Genomic DNA, 20542 nt, shown 5'->3' with positions numbered 1-20542 from the left:
AATTTTTAATTTTGAATGGGTATTACCCCGATCGCTAAGCAATCTGCTCTCAAAGGGCTAATCTAGAAAGATGTAACCTGCAACAGAAGCGATGGGGATTTCTTTGGCTTACCTGGGGCCACCGGGTACAAATTCAGAAGCGGCTGCTTTGGCTTATAGCGAGGCAAATCCTGGCGAGGAGGTTTTGCTTTGTCCTTACCCGGATATTGCGCGAACGTTACGCAGCGTGGCGCAAGGGGAAGCAGATCTCGCGATTGTGCCGATCGAAAATTCCATCGGCGGTAGCGTGGCGATCTCGCTGGATTTGTTTTGGGAGTTGGATGGGTTGCAAATTCAGCAGGCGTTGATTTTGCCGATCGCTCACGTTCTTCTGTCGCGCGCGGAGTCTTTGGAGGCGATTGCGAAGGTGTATTCCCATCCGCAAGCGATCGCGCAATGCCAAAGGTGGTTGGAACGCAGTTTGCCGCAAGCGCAGTTAGTGGCGATGAATTCGACGACGGAAGCGCTGGACTACCTCGATCGCGATTTGACGGCGGCTGCCATTGCTTCCCCTCGCGCTGCCCATCTCTACGAACTTCCCATCCTAGCGGGCGATATTAGCGATTTTCCCGGCAATTGCACGCGCTTTTGGGTGGTTGGCTTGCAACCCAGCACGGGCGGCAGTCACATTTCCCTCGCTTTCGGCACGGCGGCGAATGTACCGGGCGCGCTGGTTAAACCCCTACAAATCTTTGCCAAACGCAGCATTAATATGAGTCGCATCGAGTCGCGCCCGACGAAACGACTCTTGGGCGAGTATATCTTTTTCATCGACCTCGAGGTGGATGCAACGCAACCTCACATCCAAGCCGCCCTCGCCGAACTCGCCGAATATGCCACCCCGCTCAAGATTTTTGGCAATTACGATGTCGTTGCGCTCCCACCTTGTTCCCTGACCTAATAAAATCGGGCAAGGAGAATGGGTCGATTTTTCTCGCTTGCCCTTGACAAATTATTCAAATCGTGCTGCGGATAAACTTCTAAGGCTCGGTCTTCTTAAGGTCTGTGGAGACGGCAGCTTTAGGAATTTCCACCACGGGGCGATCGATCGCAATCTTCAACATTTCGCCGTCAATCGGAGAGGAAGAAATCGCAGCGGTGTAGAGCGATGGGTTAGATTCGGCAAATTTTAGGCCCGGGGTTTGTCCGCTCGAGAGCAAGCTCGAGAGCGTCCCCACAAGAACCGCCGCGATCGCGCCGCCGCCCAAAACGGCTGTACGCTTGAGTTGGCGTTTGCGAAGGCGTTGGAACACCCCGCGCGCGATTTCGTCGCTCGATTGCGCGGGAACCGGAGTTGGGAGCGTTTGAAATCCTCGGCGCAGAGCGAGCAGTCTGCGGTAAAGTTGTTGAACTTCCGGATCGCGATCTAACCAATGCTGGACTTGCTGGCGTTCCGCTGCCGTTGCTTCGCCGTCGAGGTACGCGCTGAGTAGCTCGAAGCGATCGCGTCCAGAGCTATCGAGAGTCATCATTTTATCCGTCGCCGAGGGCATGGATTTTCGAGTGTTAAAGTTGAATTGAGAACTCATAGTACATCACCTTCAATCTTGCGTACCTCGCAGCACCCTGACGAGGATAGTGTTTGATAGATTGCACGCTCGATATTTCGCTCGAGCCATCGCTTTGGGAATTTTAACATTATCACTTCGGAAATTACTGACCGTCGAGATACGGCTGAAGTTCCGATTGCAGTCGAGTTCTTGCCCGGGCAATTCGCGATTTAACCGTTCCGAGGGAAACGCCGGTAATTTCTGCAATTTCCTCGTAAGCTAAGCCTTGAATTTCTCGGAGGATAATCGTCGTGCGAAAGGCTTCCGGCAATTCCGCGATCGCACCTTGCAGCTTTTCGTAAAACTCTCGCGTCGCTAGGCTATCTTCCGGACTCGGGGCATCTGCGGCAATTTCCCAACTCATCTCGCCGTCATCCATCGTGCGGGGCGCATCGAGCGACAGCGGCGGCGCAACGCGCTTGCGCTTGCGCAGTTCGTCATAAAACAAGTTAGTCGCAATGCGACTCAACCACCCCTTAAACTTCGCCGGTTCTTGCAAGCGCTTAACATTGCGGTAAACGCGAATCCAAACTTCCTGCGTGAGGTCGGCGCGATCTTGCCAATCCGGCGCTAAATGATAGAGAATCTTCTCGACGTGAGGATTGTAACGACGCAGCAACTCAGCAAAAGCTGCGCGGTCAGGTCTGAGGCCTTCCTGACAGCGCAAAATCAAATCGTAGTTCGGCAGTTTATCGGGAGGGGACACCACGACTTCGGGAAGAGAGGGGCTGATGGCTTGGCCCTTACCAGTTGACCAGGGTGCAGCAGAAATTGATTGATTCATAACTCGCTTGAAGGCACGACTTTTATCCTCCTTCCGAAATGACTGCTGCACTTCCGGAAAAGTTCCAGTCCTTCGTCCGGGTTGCCTTCAAGGGCGAGCGACGATTTCTAACTTCAGCCACAACCGGCTCTGAGGCTTACTATACCGCCCACTGGCTCGATTGCTACAACAGGGATTTCAGGGAGTCTTGCTGTAGGGATGCGAGAATGAACCGCTTACTCGAAATTACTGTTAATTTGAGGTTGTTTGTCCCTCAAAATTAGGGGCATACGATTGCAACAAGCTGCTAACTTGCTTGAGCGTTTCCACGTTTGAGGGTTTCAGGTTAGCTTTAATTGGTTCTTTACCGACATTAACATCGGGGCGATCGAGGTTGCGCGAGATGGCTTCATCAATTTGCTGGTCGATCAACTCCTGAAGTTCTTGTTTGGCTTTGCTGCGTTGGAAACTCGCGCCTTCCTCGGTGGTTGCATAAAGGGGCGGCAAGCGGTTGAGGGCGTAGGCCGCAATATCGCCGACATCCAAAACGCTATCGCTAGTCGCTTCGATCTCGGCAACGCGCGTAATTGATTCGCTCAGCACCAACTCTTCCATCACGTTAATAAATTGTTTGCGCGGAACAGCTACCACTTCTCCGGTCAGCAGCGATCCCATCAAGCGATCGAGCGCCATATACTCTTCAATTGTTAACTCCGAAGCCGTATCGCAGATGCGACCCACTTCCGCTTCCATCGTTGGAGTAAGATAGCCGTCCTGCAATGCTTGTTCCACAATTTCTTCAATACTCATTGCTTTACATTACCTGTTCTCAATAGTGAATCTAGTTGGCTAATGGCTCTATGATAATCTCTCCGGTGGAGAAGGCAAAAAAAGCAAGAATACTTAGGATTTCTCCCTGCCCCTTCCTACTGAGATGATATAAATGTACTTATTAAGCTGAGATTTCAGCAGAGCCAGTTTTAAACCGCACAATCAAATTCTAGTGGGAGTTTTTAAAAATGCCATCCGAGTAAGCTCTGTCAAAACTTCAGCAAATTTATCTTCTGAAATAGATTAATAATTCCCCCATCATCTGTTGGATTAACATCATCTGACTTCTCCATTTCGGTCGGCTCGAACTCCGGAAAGATCGCGTTCCATGTTGAATATACGGATTTAAATTAATTCACTTTCCTAGAAGAAAAGTAGCCGTATAATCGACCCTCAATGCTTCAAACCTGCGTCAATCACTCAATTCCTGTATAGCGCCAAGGAACCGGATCGATCGCGCTCCCATTCACATATAGCCCCCAATGCAAATGCGGCCCGGTTGCCGCCCCCGTCGAGCCAACTGCCCCGATTTGCTGCCCCGCACGCACGACATCGCCTTCCTTAACATTAATCCGACTCAGATGAAGGAAAATACTAACCACGCCCTGTCCGTGGTCGATTCCCACTACATTTCCATGCAAGCGAAACCCCTCAGACTCGCGCCCCACTAAAGCAACTCGCCCGCCCGCTGGCGCAATCACCGGCGTTCCGGTACTCGCCGCATAATCCACGCCGCGATGGTAATAATCCTGCGCGAATACGCCATTATAGTAACGGCGTACCCCAAACTCCGTCGAAACCGAACCCGAAGTCGGTTTGAGAAAAGGACCGCTCCAAAACTTCTCTGGCGTAACCAGCGCTTTAAACGCTGCTACCCGCGCCAACTCCATTTCCGTAGCATTGTCGCCGCCGCCCGCAACGCGAATCCGCTGTACGGCAAAATCGCGATCGCGCAATTGCAAATTCAGATTGCGCGTTTGCCCATCTCCTTCAACCTGCACCGATCGCGAACCGGGACGGTCGAGGGGAGTCGTGGGTAGAAGGGCGCGATAGCGATTGCCGCCGATTTGGAAGGCGGCGTAGGATTGACCGTTCAACGTTACCGTTGGGGGCGAGGCGGAATCCTCGAGTTGGATAACCGTTGAAATCGTATCGCCGAGGCGAGGATTCGTGGGGTTAACCGTGACTTCTAGCGCTAAAGCGGGTGAAGCGGCGAGGGTGAAACCAGCAACCGCAGCGCTCGTCAGTTTGAGGGGAAGGGAAAAATAAGAGGTCATCGAAACTCTATTGTCTTACAGACTCAATCGAACGAACTCGGGGGTACAATAACAAAGACGCACCTCGAACGCGGATTTCAGGAATTAATTTTTCAACTTGAGATAGGCGATCGCGTGTCGCCAAATCGTCACTAACTGCTCGGACTCATCGCGCACGCAAATGCAATGTAAATCTTGCCAAAACACCCGACCGGAAATCAGGTCGCCCGTCAGCAGCTTAAGCTCGACCGCTTGGTTCTCCTTAATAAACCCTTGAACTTGGCGAAAATTTGGCAATCCCGTATCAGCTTCATTCATAAACTTCTATTCTGTTGCAGATTTTCTATGAGCGTTGAGTTTAGTAAATATCACGGTCTGGGCAATGACTTCATCTTAATCGATAATCGCCATCGCTCCGAGCCGATTTTAACCCCCGAACAAGCCGCTAAAATGTGCGATCGCCATTTTGGGATCGGCGCGGATGGGGTAATTTTTGCTCTCCCCGGACAAGACGGAACCGATTACACCATGCGGATCTACAACAGCGATGGCTCGGAACCGGAAATGTGCGGCAACGGCATTCGCTGTCTGGCGCGCTTCCTCGCCGAACTCGAAGGCAGCGAAATCGTCGGCAAACAATACCGCATTCATACCCTCGCTGGCGAAATCCGCCCCACCCTAGAGGCGAACGGGCGCGTTACCGTCGATATGGGACTGCCCCAACTGCTAGCCGCTGAGATTCCTACCACCCTCGCCGCCGCCGACGAAAAAGCGATCGACTGTCCCCTCGAAGTCGAAGGAAAAACTTGGCAAGTAACTTGCGTCAGCATGGGCAACCCGCACTGTATTACTTTTGTTGATAATGTCGCCCAAATCCCCTTAGAAAGCATCGGGCCGAAATTCGAGCATCATCCCGTCTTCCCCCAGCGTACCAATACCGAGTTTATCGAAGTGGTGAAATCGGATTACCTGAAAATGCGCGTTTGGGAACGGGGGGCCGGGATTACTCTCGCCTGCGGGACGGGGGCTTGTGCCTCCGTTGTGGCGGGCGTATTAAACGGACGGTGCGATCGCGCCTGCACCGTCGAACTTCCCGGCGGCCCCCTCGAGTTACACTGGTCGGAGGAGACGCAGCGGGTTTATATGACCGGCCCCGCCGAGCGAGTGTTTCAGGGAAAATATAACTAGGAACGGAGATTAGCTTGCAAGATAATCGATATATGGACGGCAACCAAAGGGGGAATCAAGCGTGAGCGGCGGTATCTATCTCATTCAAGAAGACGACCATTTGGTCGAAATGAACGAAAAACCCTACGATTCGGAAACGCTTTTACAAGATCTCCTCGATAAATATCCCAATCTGCTTGCAGCGGTGCAGACGAATAATCGCCAGCGTCACTGGCTTTTAGTCAAGCGCTCTCTCACGGCTGTTAATGAAGATTTAGAAGGGCAACAGTGGTCTCTCGAACGCCTTTTCCTCGACCAACAAGCCATCCCCACCTTTGTGGATGTTCGTTACAGCAATGATGACCGGACGCGAAAGGATAGGCTCGGTCAAATGCTTGACTGCGCAGCTAATGCAGTTTTATCTTGGCCTGTCGAGTCGATTTTGGCGCAATTTGAAGCCAACTGTCGCAGCGCTAACCGAGATCCCGAACAAGTTTTTGAAGAATTTCTCGGCAGTAATGCCGATGAGGAGCAATTCTGGCAGCAGGTTAAAACGAACTTACAAGCTGGGAAAGTTCGACTGATTTTTGTGTCCGATTCCGTTACCGCAGAATTACAACGGGTGGTTGAATTTCTCAACAAACAAATGGATCCGGCGGAAGTTCTGGCGGTTGAAATTAAGCAATATATCAGCGACGACGGGATGAAAACCCTAGCTTCTAATGTCATCGGTCAAACCGCTGAAGCTTTGTATAAAAAGTCGAGTACGGCGCGCGAACGACGACAGTGGAACGATCGCTCGTTCTTGAGCGAATACGAAGCGCGTTATGGCGAAGATGAAGCGACGTTCGTTCAAGAAATTTATCAATGGGCAATCGATTATGCTCCCTTGATTCAAACTTATTGGGCGACGGGGGATTCTTACGGCGGTTTCGCGGTTAAGTTTAAAGCTCAGAAAAAAGCAGCAGAACTCTTTTTTGTCGGGATTGACGGAACCTTACAAATTGTTTCGGATGTCTATGCAAATTTGCCCCCTTTTGATAGCGAAAATGAGTGGTACGAATTGATCGCGAAAATGAGTTCGATCGGTTTAGCTTTACCGACGAATCCGATGGAACGGCGCTTGCCGAATTTTCAAATTTCGACGGTCGCTGATGATTCGACGCGAGAGCAAGTTTTATCGACATTCGATTGGGTGGTGGATAAGCTGAAGGGAACGCATCCTCATTCGTAGAAAGGATGAAAATTCGCGATCGCCGGTTTCAAGGGATTATTATGCTTCTGCTTGCGATTGCGGCAGCGTTCGTGGCTTCCTCGACTCGCGCAACCGGTCAGCTTGCAACAGATGCAGGACTCCTCAGCGATCCCTTTCTTCAGTTACCGACCGAAGATTCCGTTCGCGTCGTGTGGTTTACTGAGTTTCCCGGCGTTCGTCATGCAGTTGCTTTCGGACGCGGATTTAAACAAGAAGTTACGGCGACAACAACGCAGCTAACGCACGCTCGCGAAGACGAAAAATCGAGGCGCGAGGGGATGAAGAATATCGCCTCGGAACCCGTTTCGCGTCCGATTTGGCGACACGAAGCGCAGGTTAGCGGACTGTCGGCGGGACAACGCCTTCCCTATCGCGTTTCGAGTACGCGCGAAAACGGTGAAATCTTCCGCAGCAATTCGTTTACCCTCGCCGCTAAACCAAAAGCGGGAACGCCTTTAAAAATTTTACTCACCTCCGACCATCAATTGATGCCGATGGTGGCGGCAAATTTTCAAAAGGTGGCGGAAACGGTCGGGCAGGTGGATGCTATCTTTATGGCGGGAGATTTGGTCAATATTCCCGATCGCGCGTCGGAATGGTTTGATGATGCTCGCGGTGGGGCTTTTTTTCCCGCTTTGCAAGGGCGAGCGCGCTATAAGCTCGAATTTAACGGCAAAACGACGGTTTATCGAGGCGGTGCATTGTTGCAATCGACTCCATTCTATTCCGCGATCGGCAACCATGAAGTCATGGGGCGCTACTCGACAACGCAAGGGTTAAACGAGCAGTTTAGCGATTCTATCCCTCGTTCGGTTGCCGCGCAACGATACCAGCTTGCTGCTGCTAAAATCAATCCACACCGCACTCCTGAAGTCGAACAAGCTTGGATTAAAGCGAATTCTTTTAATAGCGATACCTACGAAGAGATTTTCACCCTTCCTGAAAGTCAGTCCGGCGGCGAAAAATACTACGCGGTAACATTTGGCGATATTCGCCTGATTTCCTTATTCGTAACGAATATTTGGCGATCGCCGGATTTAAAATGCGAGTTACGCGGGCGCTACTGCGAAGGAAAAAACCATTTGAATCGGATGGAAGATTGGGGCTACGGACAGCATATTTTTGAGCCGATTGCGAAAGACAGCGAGCAATACAAATGGCTTCAACAAGAACTGAATAGTCCCGAATTCAAGCAGGCGAAATATAAAATCGTTATGTTTCACCATCCCGCGCATACTTTGGGCGATAATATCGTTCCGCCCTACACCGATCCCGTTCCCATTATCGAATATACGCCGGACAAAAAAGTTCAATCCGTTCGCTATCACTATCCGATTGAAAACGATTATATTATTCGCGACCTCGAACCGTTATTAAATTCCGCAGGCGTTCAACTGGTTTATTACGGTCATTCTCATGTTTGGAATCGTTTCGTTAATAATAGCGGGGTTAACTTCCTCGAATCGTCTAATGTCGGTAATACCTACGGCGCTTATTTAGGGCAGAAACAGCGATCGATTCCGCCAGAGTTAGAAGGGACTTATATTGCAGTCGGCGACCCTAATGGACTCAAACCGATTGTCCCGACACTTGCGCCCTTAACAGACAATAGCGGTCAACCTTTGCCTTATTTTTCCAGTAACGAAATTTCAGCTTTTAGTATTTTTGACACCGAGCGCGGAAAGGTTAGCAGTTACCGTTTTGATACGCGCGACCCTAGCTTAAAAGTTGTAAAGTTTGATGAATTTTCATTACTTTCTCCCCCGGCTTAAGTTCGCCTGAGAATTGTTATAGTGTTGATTAAGCCGTCTTGTCGCTAACGGCGAGGCGCGCCCTCAGAACGGCAGGCTATAGATGGGAGAATCTAATGCTAGAGGCTAGAGATTATACGCTGATTATTGACAAAAGCGGCAGTATGTCCATTAAAGACCAAGCGGGGGGCAGAAGTCGTTGGCAAGCGATGCAAGAATCGACCCTCGCGATCGCCAGTAAATGCGAAGAATTCGATCCCGATGGCATTACCGTTTACACCTTTTCCGGTAAATTTAGGCGCTACGATAACGTTACCTCCACTAAAGTGTCGCAAATTTTCCGCGAAAACGAACCCTCCGGACGCACCGATCTCGCTAACGTTCTCCAAGACGCGATCGCAGATTACCTGCGGCGCAAAGCTGCCGGACAGACTAAACCCAATGGCGAAACGATCTTGGTTGTCACCGACGGCGAACCGGACGATCGCAAAGCAGTAATGCGCGTTATCGTAGAAGCATCGCGGCAGATCGATCGCGACGAAGAACTCGCCATCTCCTTCATTCAAGTCGGCGATGATGCCGATGCAACTAAATTCCTGAAAATTCTCGACGACGACTTACAAAGCGCCGGTGCAAAGTTCGATATTGTCGATACCGTAACGATGGATGATATGGAAGATATGACGTTAACGGAAGTTTTGATTAACGCAATTATTGATTAAATTATGATTAATGAGTCGTTGAAACCTCTTCGTTATCCATTGTCCATTGTCCATTATCAATTATCTCCTCTTCGTTATCCATTGTCCATTGTCCATTATCAATTATCTCCTCTTCGTTATCCATTGTCCATTGTCCATTATCAATTATCTCCTCTTCGTTATTAATTATCCATTATCAATTGTCAATTAATATGGATGAATTTTTAGCGCAATTACAAGCAGAATTTGCCCAAAAACAACAGGCAATGTCCCCTCCTGCCTCAACGCCGGGAGAATCGGAACTCGATGCGCGTTTGGCAGAATTAAAAGCGAAAGTTCAACCCCCCTCTCAACCCCCTCGCTCCCAGATGTCTGAAGATAAATCCGCTGGCGCGCTCGATAGCTTACTGTCAGAATTTAAGTCTGAATTTCAGAGTAAAACTGCGCCGAATGCGCCACAATCTTCTGGGATGGATGCAATGCTAGCCGAACTTAAATCCGAGTTTTCCTCGTCCTCACCCGCTGCCAATCCCGATAATCAACTCGCCCAACTGAAAGCCGAGTACCAACAGAAAAACACCCCTTCAACCCAGGGCGGAGTCGATGAATTATTAGGCAATTTAAAATCGAAGTTTGGAAACCAAAAACCCGCGCCCCCTCCAATCCGTGCCGCCGATCCTCGTATGGATAAACTTTTAGGCGAACTCAAATCGGAGTTTAAACAACAGGATTTAGACGCACAGCTAGAGCGCGAACAAACGGAAAAACGGGAGCAATTTCTCGCCCAAAAACAACGAGAGCGACGGCGGGAAGCCTTGAAAAGTAAGGCAGAGCAATGGTTGAAAAAATTGGATCCTTATTCGGATGAAGGATTCTGGTTCGAGCAGTTTGCCAGTTCCTACGAGTCGCGTTTGGAAGCCGCCATTGATTATTTAGAAGCGCTGGCAAATTCTTAATTTATATTCAGTGTTATTAATTCATAATTGATAATTACATAAAGCTATTAAAATGCACGACCGAGTTGATAGTCTGTCAGCGCTGCTAACGCTTGAGTTGCTTCGCAAGGTTTGAGATATTGCAGTTCCTCCATTGCCAAGCGCGCGTGGTGGGCGGCTAAATCCCGCGATCGCTCGATTCCGCGACTTTCTCGAATAATCGTCAGCGCTTGTTCGATATCCCCCGCTTGGGAAAATTCTCGCTCGATGGGAGCTTCCAGGTAAGGATTTTCTTCCATTGCATAGAGGACGGGAGCCGTTAAATTTCCACCAATCAAGTCAGAACCGGCCGGTTTGCCCAGAACTTCCGTCGAAGCCGTAAAGTCTAAAATATCATCGACAATTTGAAAAGCGAGACCGAAGTGACGGCCAAAACTATATAAGTGTTCGGCAATTTCGTTGGAAGTTTCGCTCAGGATAGCGGCAGATTTAGCGCTATTAGCGATTAGGGAAGCAGTTTTGTAATAACTTTTTTCGAGGTAAGCTTCTATCGATAAGCTGGTATCGAAACGATTGAGTCCTTGGCGTATTTCTCCTTCAGCAAAATCGCGAATGACTTCAGAAAGGAGTTTAACGACTTCGAGATTTTCGAGGTTAGCTAAATACCAAGAAGATTGAGCGAATAAAAAATCGCCTGCTAATACGGCAATACGGTTGCCAAAGATGCTATTGACGGTGGGGACATTGCGGCGCAACTCCGCTTCGTCAATCACGTCGTCGTGGACGAGACTGGCGGTGTGGATCATTTCGGCAATTTCTGCTAAGCGACGGTGGCGCGGGGTAAGATCGCGATCGCCAAGCGTTGCGCGCGATGCCAAAAGAACGATTGCCGGTCTCAAGCGTTTCCCTCCCGCCCCAAATAAATGTTCTGCGGCAGCGCTGAGGATAGGGTGGCCGGCACCGACCAGTTGTTTGAGGTTGTCCGCCAAGATGCTCAGATCCGTCTCGACGGGCGCGAACAGGGAAGTTGCTGATGTCATCGGTTAACCCGGTTGGGCGCGAAAGTTACGAAAGTTTACATATACTCTAACAGTTTTCACGAGCGTCTAGTCTTTAACGGGTCTGGAAAATCATCGTTTTGCTTGGGGGCCGTGCTGAGTCAGTCTTTTGAGGAAAAACCGGATCGAGGATTGAGTGTATCCTCGCGGAGTTTGCATAGATTTTTACCAGGGGTTTATAATTTTTGGGAAAGTGCCAGGGACTTGGGGAATTGCGGGGAAAGCCGTGCGATCTCGGTATTGGGTGCAGCCGAGGGAATATTCAGATCGCAATCTCCTTAAAAAGGTTAGCTGTTGGGTCGTAGCTGGTTGCTCGGCTCGAAAACAGTTGACGCTCGGGGTACATCAATTGTTTTTCTTTTTGGGAAAACTATTAATTAACGACGGTTTGCGATCTATTGTTAATTGCCCCCATTGCTATGCCAGAGGTTCGCTTCAACCAATATTACCGCTATAACGAGTTAACCAAAATTCTCCAAGGTTACGCGCAGGAGTTCCCACACCTAATCGATCTCTGTAGCATTGGAAAAAGCTACGAAGGACGCGAAATTTGGTTGGTAACGGCAACGAATCGGGTGACAGGCCGCGCCGAGGAGAAACCTGCTTTATGGATTGATGGTAATATCCACGCGATCGAAATTGCACCCTCTTTAGCTTGCCTTTACCTGATTCATGCGTTAGTTAAAGGGTATGGATGCGATCGCGAGATAACGCGCTGTCTCGATACGCGCGCCTTTTATATCTGCCCTCGCGTCAACCCCGACGGCGCAGAATTAGCCCTAAGCGACTCGCCCAAGTTTATTCGTTCGGGAACCCGCGTTTATCCCGGTTCGGATGTTGAGGAAGATGGACTGGTGATGGAGGATATCGACGGCGACGGGCGCATTTTAACCATGCGCGTTCCCGATACCAATGGTCCGTGGAAGGTGTCGCCTGCGGATCCGCGCTTGATGATGCTGCGGGAACCGACGGAAGTGGGGGGCGAGTATTATCGTCTACTCCCGGAAGGCACGATCGAGAATTACGATGGCCTTCAGATTCCGTTGCAAGCGCCGAAAGAAGGCTTGGATTTTAATCGCAATTTTCCCTTTAATTGGCGGCAGGATGACGAACAGGACGGGGCGGGCCCTTATCCGACTTCCGAATCCGAAGTGCGATCGCTGGTCGATTTCGCCACTTCTCACCCCAATATTACCGGCTCGCTCTCGTTCCATACGATGGGGGGACTGTTGCTGCGTCCTTCTTCTCAGTATAGCGACGACGACCTGCCGCAGCGCGATCGCCGGACTTATGGCGCGATCGGCAAAAAAGGAACCGAACTCACCGGCTATCCCGCGATTTCAATTTACCACGGCTACCGCGCCAACCCCAAGGAGGTGGTAACAGGAGCTTTCGACGATTGGATGTACGAAGATCGGGGCGTATTCGCTTGGACGGTGGAGTTGTGGAGTCCGATGCGACAAGCCGGAATTACCGACGATCGCTATATCGACTGGTTCCGAGAACATCCGTTTGAGGACGAATTGAAATTGCTACGCTGGCACGATGAAGAACTGGACGGTGAGGGGTATATCGATTGGTATCCCTTCGAGCATCCGCAATTGGGCAAAATCGAGTTAGGAGGCTGGAACGAGCTTTATACATGGTGCAACCCGCCCCACAATCGCTTAGAGTGCGAAATTGCGCCCTTCCCACAGTGGTTGGTTTGGCATCTGCTGATTTCGCCGCGCTTGGAACTCCACAGCGCGATCGCGCAGCCTTTAGGCGACAATACTTATCGCGTTAGCTTCGTCATCCAGAATACGGGCTGGCTGCCCACGAATGTTACCCAAAAGGCTTTGGAGAAAAAGCTAGCGCGCGGCTGTTTGTGCAGTATCGAATTGCCCGAAGGCGCGTGCTTGGAATTCGGTAAGAGACAGGTCGATATCGGGCAGCTAGAAGGAAGAAATCTCAAGCCTTCTGGTATTGTTTGGCATCAGGGCGACGAAACGCAAGACCGAGGTAAGGTGGAATGGATCGTGCGCGCGCCTGCGGGTACTACGGTTCAGTTAACGGCGCGCCACGATCGCGCGGGTGTTGTGCGAGCGGAAGCAGTTTTATGAATTATGAGTTATAAATTATGAGTGATGAGTGGTGAATTCTGAATTACGAATTACGAATTACGAATTACGAATTACGAATTACGAATTACGAACTACGAACTACGAATTACGAATTACGAATTACGAATTACGAATTACGAATTACCTACAAGATCGGGTCGTCCGATCGCGATCGCAGCCTCATCGCGAATCCGGCAAGAATCGCACTTTCCGCAAGGTTTCTCACCACCCTGATAGCAAGACCAAGTGAGTTCTACCGGAACGCCCAGTTCTAAGGCGCGCCGCAGGATATCGGCTTTGGTTAACAGCACGAGTGGGGCAAGCAATTTTGGCGCTTTTCCTTCAATTCCGGCTTTTGAGGATAAATTCGCTAAGTTTTGGTAAGCTTCGAGGTATTCGGGGCGACAGTCGGGGTAGCCGGAATAATCGACAGCGTTGATGCCTAAATAAATGGCTTCTGCACCGCGCGCTTCAGCGAGGGAAAGGGCGATCGCGATGAAAACTGTATTGCGCCCGGGAACGTAAGTTGAAGGGATGATTCCGGGCTGTACGCCGTCTTTGGGGAGGGTTAAAGCGCGATCGGTTAGCGAGGAACCGCCCCATTGTGCTAAGTCGATCGCAACGATAAAATGTTCGGCAATCCCTAACGTTTGCACGACGATCTTTGCGGCTTCGAGTTCGCGATGGTGTCGCTGTCCGTAGTCAAAAGATAGGGCGATCGCGTCGTACCCCTCCGATAACGCGATCGCGGCGGCGGTGGCAGAATCTAAGCCACCCGATAGTAAAACAACGGCTTTTGGTTTTTCACTCATCGCGTTTTTCTTCCGTTCAAAGCTTTCCTAAAACTTTTATCTTCCTGTCGTTGCCGTCGGAATAATTTGACTCAAAATTTGACCGAGAATTGAGTTGAGAATGCTCAAAACAAATGCTCCGAGTAAGGCGCTCCATATACCCCAACGCAACCGAAACCCTTCTACTAATTTTGCTGCTATAGCAAAAATTATTGCGTTGAGAATGAAGTAAAAGAGACCTAAAGTAAGAACAATTAAAGGTAACGATAAAAAAGTTAAAATGGGTTTAATGAGAGCATTAAGCAAACCGAATACCAGTCCGGCAATGACTGCTTTGCCAAAACTATCGACTTCAATTCCTAACGGTAATTTTGAGATAATAACTAAGCTAATAGCTGTCACTAACACCGTGAGTAAAAATGAGATTAATAGCATTTTTCCTGCTCCTAGAGTTTCAAAATGGACTTGAGCGATAGTCTCTTACTAAGGGTCGTTGACCGTTGACTTCATTTGTACCCTATTCCTTGCCCGTTGTCCATTGCTGAGATGGCTTGAATTAAGCGATCGCTCCGCTAATAATTTACAGACAGCAGTCGGCGATCGCGCGATCGACTGTAAAATGGTAGCTCCTAGTCCGTAACACTCCTATTGGCGAACGCCCGATATCGGCATTTTTTCTGGATTTCAGGTCGGCAATTGTTTCAAAGGCTACCCCTCAAACTCACAGGAATCGCTACAATAAAACTACGAACTCTTCTGCATCAACCTGGATCGAGATGTCTTCCCCAACCGAAATTTATGACGTTGCAATTATTGGCGCGGGTGTTTCCGGAACCTCTTTACTCTATGCCTTGAGTCACTACACAAATCTTAATAATTTGTTATTGATCGAGAAATACGAAGAAGTCGCTCGGGTCAATTCTCATCGAACCAGTAACAGTCAAACCCTTCATTTCGGCGATATTGAAACCAATTACACTTTAGAAACGGCGCAAAAGGTCAATCGTGCTGCAAGTTTAGTCAAGAATTATCTATTGCGTTTCGATCGCGATCGCAAAATTTATACGCAGTATTCTAAGATGGTTCTCGCGGTTGGGGCAGAACAAATTAAAACCCTCGAGCGACGATATACAGAGTTTAAATCTCTCTTTCCCGAATTGCGCCTCATCGAACGAGAAGAAATCGGCGCGATCGAACCGAATGTCCTTCAAGGGAGAGATGAAACCGAAGAGATTTTAGCGCTTTATACCCCGGAAGGTTATACAATCGACTTTCAAAAACTCTCTCAATCGTTTCTCGATCGCGCCTTAGAACGTACCGATAAAAAGATTGACCTTCGGTTAGGAACTGCGATTAATAAAATCGAACGTGAGGGAGAATTGTATCGCCTCGAGAGCGATCGCGGTTCGATTTTAGCTAAAACCGTTACGGTTGCTGCGGGGGCGCATAGTTTGCTGTTTGCTAAATCCCTCGGTTACGGAAGTCATTACGCCCTACTTTGTGCGGCGGGAAGTTTTTATAGCGCGCCGCAAGTTTTGCAGGGAAAAGTGTATAGCGTACAGCTTAAAAAGCTACCTTTTGCAGCGATTCATGGCGATCCGGAGGTAGACGATCCCAATACCACCCGCTTCGGTCCGACGGCGAAAGTCGTACCGCTGCTGGAACGGCACAACTATCAAACCTTTTGGGATTATTTACGCACTGCGGGGCTGAGTCTTGACGCGATCGCCAGTTTTTTAAAAATTCTTGCCGATCCCTTCTTTTTTACCTATATTCTTCGCAATTTTCTCTACGATGTTCCCGGAATTGGTAAGCAATTATTCCTACGCGAAGTCAGAAAAATTGTTCCCGATATTCGTTTCCAAGATTTACGATACGCGCGCGGTTATGGCGGTCTGCGACCGCAGATCGTCAACCTTAAAACTCGCAGCCTCGAACTCGGGCAAGCCAAAATTATCGGGGATAAAATTCTCTTCAATATTACCCCTTCCCCGGGTGCTTCTACCTGCTTGCAAAATGCTGCTGAAGATGCCGAGAAAATAGTGGGTTTCTTAGGTCAAGAGTATACTTTCGACCAAAAAGCCTTCTACGACGATTTAGCCGCCGTTTCGCGATGATAGAGGTGAAGAGAACACCGTTTTAAGGACTTGCCACAAGCTGAATTCGTCCCGCATCCATTTCAGCCATGAGAAGTTCTAATGCTTCGTAGTCAATATCCGAGATATAACCCAGGCGTGTCAGTTCTGAGTTAATAGCGTTTTCGATATCAGGCGTTAACTGTCGCAGGTGGAGCGCTTTTCCAACGAGAAGGCGAATCGAATAGGTCGTATTCACGGCTGTATACCTGGAACTGGGCATTTCTTATCATCCCTCTTTCGGTGGTCGCGCGCGTTGATCTGAATCACTAAGTTTTTTGGGTTCGTGCTATTGTCAGAATTGAAAGATTTAGAAACTGCTTATTAAATTGATAGTTATTCGCGAATAAGCCCGATTTTAGGGTTGCGCGTGAGAACGCCAACTCTAGCAAATTGGACGATGCCAGAAAGTGATTGAAATTACAAATAGAGCCAGTTCTCCCTAAAATTCATACAATCTTCAAGCATCTTCAGATTTTAATAAAGATTCGACAAATTTGGCGGAAACCTCTAGTCGCTCGCGAAAATTATCGTTATCGTCAGAACATTGAGATAACTTCACACCTCTTAGTTAAGGATTAAAGACAGAAGCCGTGACTCATTCAATCGTCTCCGAAAAAATTGCAACCATCGAACTGTTTGGCAGTATAACTGCGGTGAATGCAGAAGAGTTAAGAGGGCAGTTGATGAAAAAACTTGCCAAACCCGCGCTCTCAGTGTTGCAGCTTGATTTATCAAAGGTTGAATTTCTCGATAGTGCTGGCTTGATGACACTGGTAACGGCCTATCGTCTGGCGAACAGTTTGAACAAACGTCTGATCTTCTGTTCCGTACCGCCCGCAGTCCGGATTGTGTTTGAACTGACTCAGCTTGATAGGACTTTTGATATGTTTGAAGATCGTTTAGCGGGCGAATTTTCAGTTATCGAGTAGAGTGAGTTGAAATTGAAGCACAAGCCTAAATTATCGGAAGATCGACCGTTGAGGGACTTTCGACAGCAGACTCATTTTTATACCTCATCTCGGGACGTTGGCTCCAACGTCCCGCTTTGCGTTAGGGGTGAGAGACGGCGAAGGTTTCCATCAACGCTTCACTCGCTCGCCGGGAGCAACGGGCGCTTTCGGCTTGGAGAACCCACAAGCTGCGAGGAGTTTATGACCCAAGTGTAACAGTTGGGTCGATAGCATCCCGCGCTCTACGCCTTCGGCGCGATCGTAGACTAAATAAGCTTGCTCGTAATCGCCAAGTTGATGTAACGCAACACCTTTGAATAATAAAGCCGTTTCATCGCGAGGATCGAGGGCTAAGGCGGCTTCAAATCCAATTAAAGCTTCTGCATAGCGATCGAGTTGCGTGAGAATGCAGCCATATTGAATCCAAGCTTGAATATTGTCGGGCTGTAGGTTTAGGGATTTATCGTAGCAGTTCAAGGCTTGTTCGTACTGACCGAGGCTAGCCAGTTCTTCACCACGAGCGTACCAATATTGGGGATCGTTGAGGTGAGCTTCGTCGTTTTGAGGAGTGGAATTCGCTCCGTTCATAAGTAATTGCACGGATAGGTGAGAGGGTATGTAGGTGAAGGATTAATGATGTGGAAAAGAACTGAAAAAGTATTTAGTTTTAATCTATACTAACGATTGCTACAGTCAGGGTCAAGTCTGCGGTCAAGGGATGAATCCCCCCAGAGCTTGACCGATCGCGCTTTCTGTAAAGATTGTGAGTTCCCAGCGCTCGAGCCGATAAAAGTTTTTTTAACCCGAAATATCGAAACAGCGCTTCATAAAAATTTCACTTTAGCAACTATTGTTTAAGAATCGGAGAGCTAATGGCGATCGCAATCCTTCACTTATCGGATATTCATCTAGGCAGTAGTTTCACGCACGGTCGCGTCAATCCCGATACCGGCACTAACACACGACTAGAGGATTTTGTCAATACCTTATCGCGCTGTATCGATCGCGCCATCGAAGAACCCGCCGATTTAGTCCTCTTTGGCGGCGATGCCTTCCCCGACGCTACGCCGCCGCCCTACATCCAAGAAGCATTCGCCGCCCAATTTCGTCGCCTTGCCGATGCCGATATCCCAGCCGTCCTGTTAGTCGGCAACCACGACCAACATTCCCAAGGGACGGGCGGCGCGAGTCTTTGTATCTACCGAACCTTAGCAGTTCCGGGCTTTCACGTCGGCGATGGCATTGCTACGCACCGCATTTCAACGCGCAACGGCGACGTTCAAGTGCTGACGCTGCCTTGGCTGACGCGATCGACATTGCTAACGCGCCCGGAAACAGAAGGGCATTCCCTAGCTGAAGTGAATGCTTTACTCATCGATCGCCTGCGCCCGGTCTTAGAAGCCGAAATTCGCCGCTTAGATGCCAATATTCCCACAATTCTGCTCGGACATTTAATGGTCGATCGCGCTACCCTCGGAGCCGAACGCTTTTTAGCCGTGGGTAAAGGTTTCACCATTCCCATCTCGCTGCTTATCCGTCCCGAGATCGATTATGTTGCCCTCGGTCACGTTCACAAACACCAAAATTTGAATCCCGCTAATAATCCCCCCGTCGTCTATCCCGGTAGCATCGAACGAGTCGATTTTAGCGAGGAAAAAGAAGATAAGGGCTATATTTGGCTGGAGTTAGAAAAAGGTAAAGCGAATTGGGAGTTCTGCACGTTACCCGTGCGTCCTTTTCGGACGATTGAAGTTGATGTGTCTCAATCCGAGGAGCCGCAAGTTGCTATTTTAAACGCGATCGCGAAATATGAAATAGAAGAAACTGTCGTGCGTCTCATTTATAAACTGCGATCGGAACAATTGGACGAAATCGATACGCCCGCACTGCACCAAGCCTTACAACCTTCCCACACCTACACGATTCGTCCCGAACTCGTCTCTCAGTTAGCCACCCCCCGCTTGCCAGAATTGGGGGCTAGCAGTCGTATCGATCCCTTCGCCGCCCTGCAAGCTTATTTGGGCAATCGCGACGATTTAAGAGAAATTGCAGCAGAAATGCTCGAAGCGGCACAATTATTACTAGAAGAAGATGTTTTAGAGGAACTTGGCGCTTAAAATCAAGCTTGAGAGCTAATTTATAGATTTAGATGATGTCCGCACAGTGGGAAAATTTTTTGAAGAATCTGGGAGAATGGCAAGGTTCGTTTGCCGCCTTTTCTCCGGAAGGGGAATTGCTGGGAGAGACTCCCTCGGTTGTCTCGCTGATTGGTTCGGAGAATAACCAAAAAGTCTCGCTAACCGTTCGCTATCTTCCGCCCGACGAACCGCCCAAGGAAATCGCGCTCGAGTATACCCAAGTCGCCCCCAAAGTTTTATTTTTTGAAACGGGCGCGTTTTCTCAAGGTTCGTTCCAGTGGGGACCTTATAGCGAGTTTGGGGCTGAGTTTGGTTTAATCGAAGGCGATCGCCGCTTGCGCGCGGTAATGTTGTACGATCGCGCCAGTCAGTGCAATCGCATTACCCTCATTCGCGAACGTTTACCCCACAGCACCACTCCCGATCGCCCGCCCTTAACCGTCGAACAGTTAGCGGGAACTTGGGAAGGGCAAGCGACAACGCTTTATCCCGATTATCGCAATCCTAGCGTTTATCCGACGCGGCTTTCGATCGCGATTGAAAACGAAAATCGCATCCAACAAAAGTTAGAATTTGGCGATCGCGTTGTTAGCTCCACCGGCGAAATTCAAGGCTCCCGCCTGCTTTTCAACGAAGGCGCTTTACCCATACAAATTCTCCTGCTGCCCGATGGAGGTTCTGCTAATTGTCCTCAATCGATTCAGCGCGGTCATCCTTTCATCCTAGAAATGGGATGGCTACTCGAACCGCAGCGACGACAGCGCCTTATTCGCAGTTACAATGCTAAAGGAGAGTGGATGAGTTTGACCTTGCTCGAAGAGCAAAAAGTCAATTAAAGTCGCTCCGACGCATGACCGAGCATCCAGGGTCGTCCGCCTTTAACCGTTTGGTATTTCGGCGGTTGAGGTGCTTTTATCCGTCGCACGCGCGCCGGTTCTCCCGAATCGCTGCTAGGCAAGCGACCGGAATTTAAGTTTACCATTGGCGGCGAAAAGAGGCGCTGCACGATTTCAGAGCAGATCGGACAAGTCATTGGTACGTTTAACTCCGCGATGGTTCGCAAAGCCTCAAAGTCTCCACAAGTTTTACAGCGAAAATCGTATAGAGGCATAATCCA

At 49.3% G+C, this 20542-nt stretch carries 22 protein-coding genes; 11 read left to right on the top strand and 11 right to left on the bottom strand.

The window, feature by feature from the left end; translation table 11 throughout:
* Positions 1-91 precede the first annotated feature (91 nt).
* The gene (gene pheA / locus H6G50_RS07445) at positions 92-940 is read left to right on the top strand and encodes a prephenate dehydratase (protein ID WP_190714821.1); all 849 of its coding nucleotides are present in this window, start codon (positions 92-94) and stop codon (positions 938-940) included.
* Between the two features lie 79 nt (positions 941-1019).
* Here the strand turns inward: pheA and H6G50_RS07440 are convergent, their stop codons facing one another.
* The 5 genes from H6G50_RS07440 to H6G50_RS07420 all read right to left on the bottom strand — a co-directional run bounded on the left by H6G50_RS07440 (position 1020) and on the right by H6G50_RS07420 (position 4757).
* The gene (locus tag H6G50_RS07440; protein ID WP_242032745.1) at positions 1020-1568 is read right to left on the bottom strand and encodes a Fis family transcriptional regulator; all 549 of its coding nucleotides are present in this window, start codon (positions 1566-1568) and stop codon (positions 1020-1022) included.
* Between the two features lie 124 nt (positions 1569-1692).
* The gene (locus H6G50_RS07435; protein ID WP_190714819.1) at positions 1693-2373 is read right to left on the bottom strand and encodes a sigma-70 family RNA polymerase sigma factor; all 681 of its coding nucleotides are present in this window, start codon (positions 2371-2373) and stop codon (positions 1693-1695) included.
* 231 nt (positions 2374-2604) lie between these two features.
* On the bottom strand, positions 2605-3162 hold the full coding sequence (locus tag H6G50_RS07430) for a late competence development ComFB family protein (RefSeq protein WP_190714817.1): 558 nt from the start codon (positions 3160-3162) through the stop codon (positions 2605-2607).
* 437 nt (positions 3163-3599) lie between these two features.
* On the bottom strand, positions 3600-4460 hold the full coding sequence (locus H6G50_RS07425) for a M23 family metallopeptidase (RefSeq protein WP_190714815.1): 861 nt from the start codon (positions 4458-4460) through the stop codon (positions 3600-3602).
* Positions 4461-4544: 84 nt separating this feature from the next.
* A complete protein-coding gene (locus tag H6G50_RS07420) occupies positions 4545-4757 on the bottom strand; it encodes an RNA-binding protein hfq (protein ID WP_190714813.1) in 213 nt (70 codons plus the stop codon).
* Between the two features lie 27 nt (positions 4758-4784).
* On the opposite strand from H6G50_RS07420, the gene dapF reads away from it, so the two are divergent.
* From dapF to H6G50_RS07395, 5 genes are all read left to right on the top strand, one after another.
* Positions 4785-5627 (top strand): diaminopimelate epimerase, encoded by an 843-nt coding sequence (dapF, locus tag H6G50_RS07415; RefSeq protein ID WP_190714811.1) that lies wholly within the window; start codon positions 4785-4787, stop codon positions 5625-5627.
* 61 nt (positions 5628-5688) lie between these two features.
* Positions 5689-6840: a hypothetical protein gene (locus H6G50_RS07410; protein WP_190714809.1), complete on the top strand. Its 1152-nt coding sequence runs from the start codon at positions 5689-5691 to the stop codon at positions 6838-6840.
* 5 nt (positions 6841-6845) lie between these two features.
* The gene (locus H6G50_RS07405; RefSeq protein WP_190714807.1) at positions 6846-8633 is read left to right on the top strand and encodes a metallophosphoesterase; all 1788 of its coding nucleotides are present in this window, start codon (positions 6846-6848) and stop codon (positions 8631-8633) included.
* 95 nt (positions 8634-8728) lie between these two features.
* Positions 8729-9334, top strand: coding sequence for a VWA domain-containing protein (locus tag H6G50_RS07400; RefSeq protein WP_190714805.1), 606 nt, complete (start codon positions 8729-8731; stop codon positions 9332-9334).
* Between the two features lie 191 nt (positions 9335-9525).
* Positions 9526-10269, top strand: coding sequence for a hypothetical protein (locus H6G50_RS07395; protein WP_190714803.1), 744 nt, complete (start codon positions 9526-9528; stop codon positions 10267-10269).
* 47 nt (positions 10270-10316) lie between these two features.
* Here the strand turns inward: H6G50_RS07395 and sds are convergent, their stop codons facing one another.
* Positions 10317-11288, bottom strand: a complete 972-nt coding sequence (sds, locus tag H6G50_RS07390; RefSeq protein ID WP_190714801.1) for a solanesyl diphosphate synthase — start codon at positions 11286-11288, stop codon at positions 10317-10319.
* Between the two features lie 437 nt (positions 11289-11725).
* Between sds and H6G50_RS07385 the strand changes: the two genes are divergently transcribed.
* Entirely contained in the window at positions 11726-13408 is a 1683-nt protein-coding gene (locus H6G50_RS07385; protein WP_190714799.1) for a M14 family metallopeptidase, read from the top strand.
* Between the two features lie 134 nt (positions 13409-13542).
* Here the strand turns inward: H6G50_RS07385 and queC are convergent, their stop codons facing one another.
* Entirely contained in the window at positions 13543-14220 is a 678-nt protein-coding gene (gene queC / locus H6G50_RS07380) for a 7-cyano-7-deazaguanine synthase QueC (RefSeq protein WP_190714797.1), read from the bottom strand.
* A gap of 36 nt (positions 14221-14256) precedes the next feature.
* Positions 14257-14634, bottom strand: a complete 378-nt coding sequence (locus tag H6G50_RS07375) for a phage holin family protein (RefSeq protein ID WP_190714795.1) — start codon at positions 14632-14634, stop codon at positions 14257-14259.
* A gap of 341 nt (positions 14635-14975) precedes the next feature.
* Between H6G50_RS07375 and H6G50_RS07370 the strand changes: the two genes are divergently transcribed.
* Positions 14976-16316, top strand: coding sequence for an FAD-dependent oxidoreductase (locus tag H6G50_RS07370; protein ID WP_190714793.1), 1341 nt, complete (start codon positions 14976-14978; stop codon positions 16314-16316).
* 22 nt (positions 16317-16338) lie between these two features.
* On the opposite strand, the gene H6G50_RS07365 is transcribed toward H6G50_RS07370, so the two are convergent.
* Complete coding sequence (locus H6G50_RS07365; RefSeq protein WP_190715040.1) at positions 16339-16533, bottom strand: hypothetical protein; 195 nt, start codon at positions 16531-16533, stop codon at positions 16339-16341.
* Between the two features lie 394 nt (positions 16534-16927).
* Between H6G50_RS07365 and H6G50_RS07360 the strand changes: the two genes are divergently transcribed.
* Positions 16928-17266, top strand: coding sequence for an STAS domain-containing protein (locus H6G50_RS07360; protein ID WP_190714791.1), 339 nt, complete (start codon positions 16928-16930; stop codon positions 17264-17266).
* 150 nt (positions 17267-17416) lie between these two features.
* On the opposite strand, the gene H6G50_RS07355 is transcribed toward H6G50_RS07360, so the two are convergent.
* Positions 17417-17875 carry a tetratricopeptide repeat protein gene (locus tag H6G50_RS07355; protein ID WP_190714789.1) on the bottom strand — a complete coding sequence of 153 codons (459 nt, stop codon included), beginning with the start codon at positions 17873-17875 and terminating at the stop codon, positions 17417-17419.
* A gap of 284 nt (positions 17876-18159) precedes the next feature.
* Here H6G50_RS07355 and sbcD point away from each other — a divergent pair, with 284 nt between their 5' ends.
* Entirely contained in the window at positions 18160-19404 is a 1245-nt protein-coding gene (gene sbcD / locus H6G50_RS07350) for an exonuclease subunit SbcD (RefSeq protein WP_190714788.1), read from the top strand.
* Positions 19405-19436: 32 nt separating this feature from the next.
* Positions 19437-20261, top strand: coding sequence for a DUF3598 family protein (locus H6G50_RS07345; protein ID WP_347239901.1), 825 nt, complete (start codon positions 19437-19439; stop codon positions 20259-20261).
* Here H6G50_RS07345 and H6G50_RS07340 read toward each other — a convergent pair.
* Positions 20258-20536, bottom strand: a complete 279-nt coding sequence (locus H6G50_RS07340; protein ID WP_190714786.1) for a zinc ribbon domain-containing protein — start codon at positions 20534-20536, stop codon at positions 20258-20260. The two genes, H6G50_RS07345 and H6G50_RS07340, sit on opposite strands and share 4 nt — an antisense overlap.
* Between the last annotated feature and the right edge of the window lie 6 nt (positions 20537-20542).

Source organism: Oscillatoria sp. FACHB-1406, assembly GCF_014698145.1.
Classification (GTDB): Bacteria; Cyanobacteriota; Cyanobacteriia; order Cyanobacteriales; family Spirulinaceae; genus FACHB-1406.
Note: the sequence above shows the minus strand (reverse complement) of the source record. Positions and strands in the feature narration are given on the sequence as shown.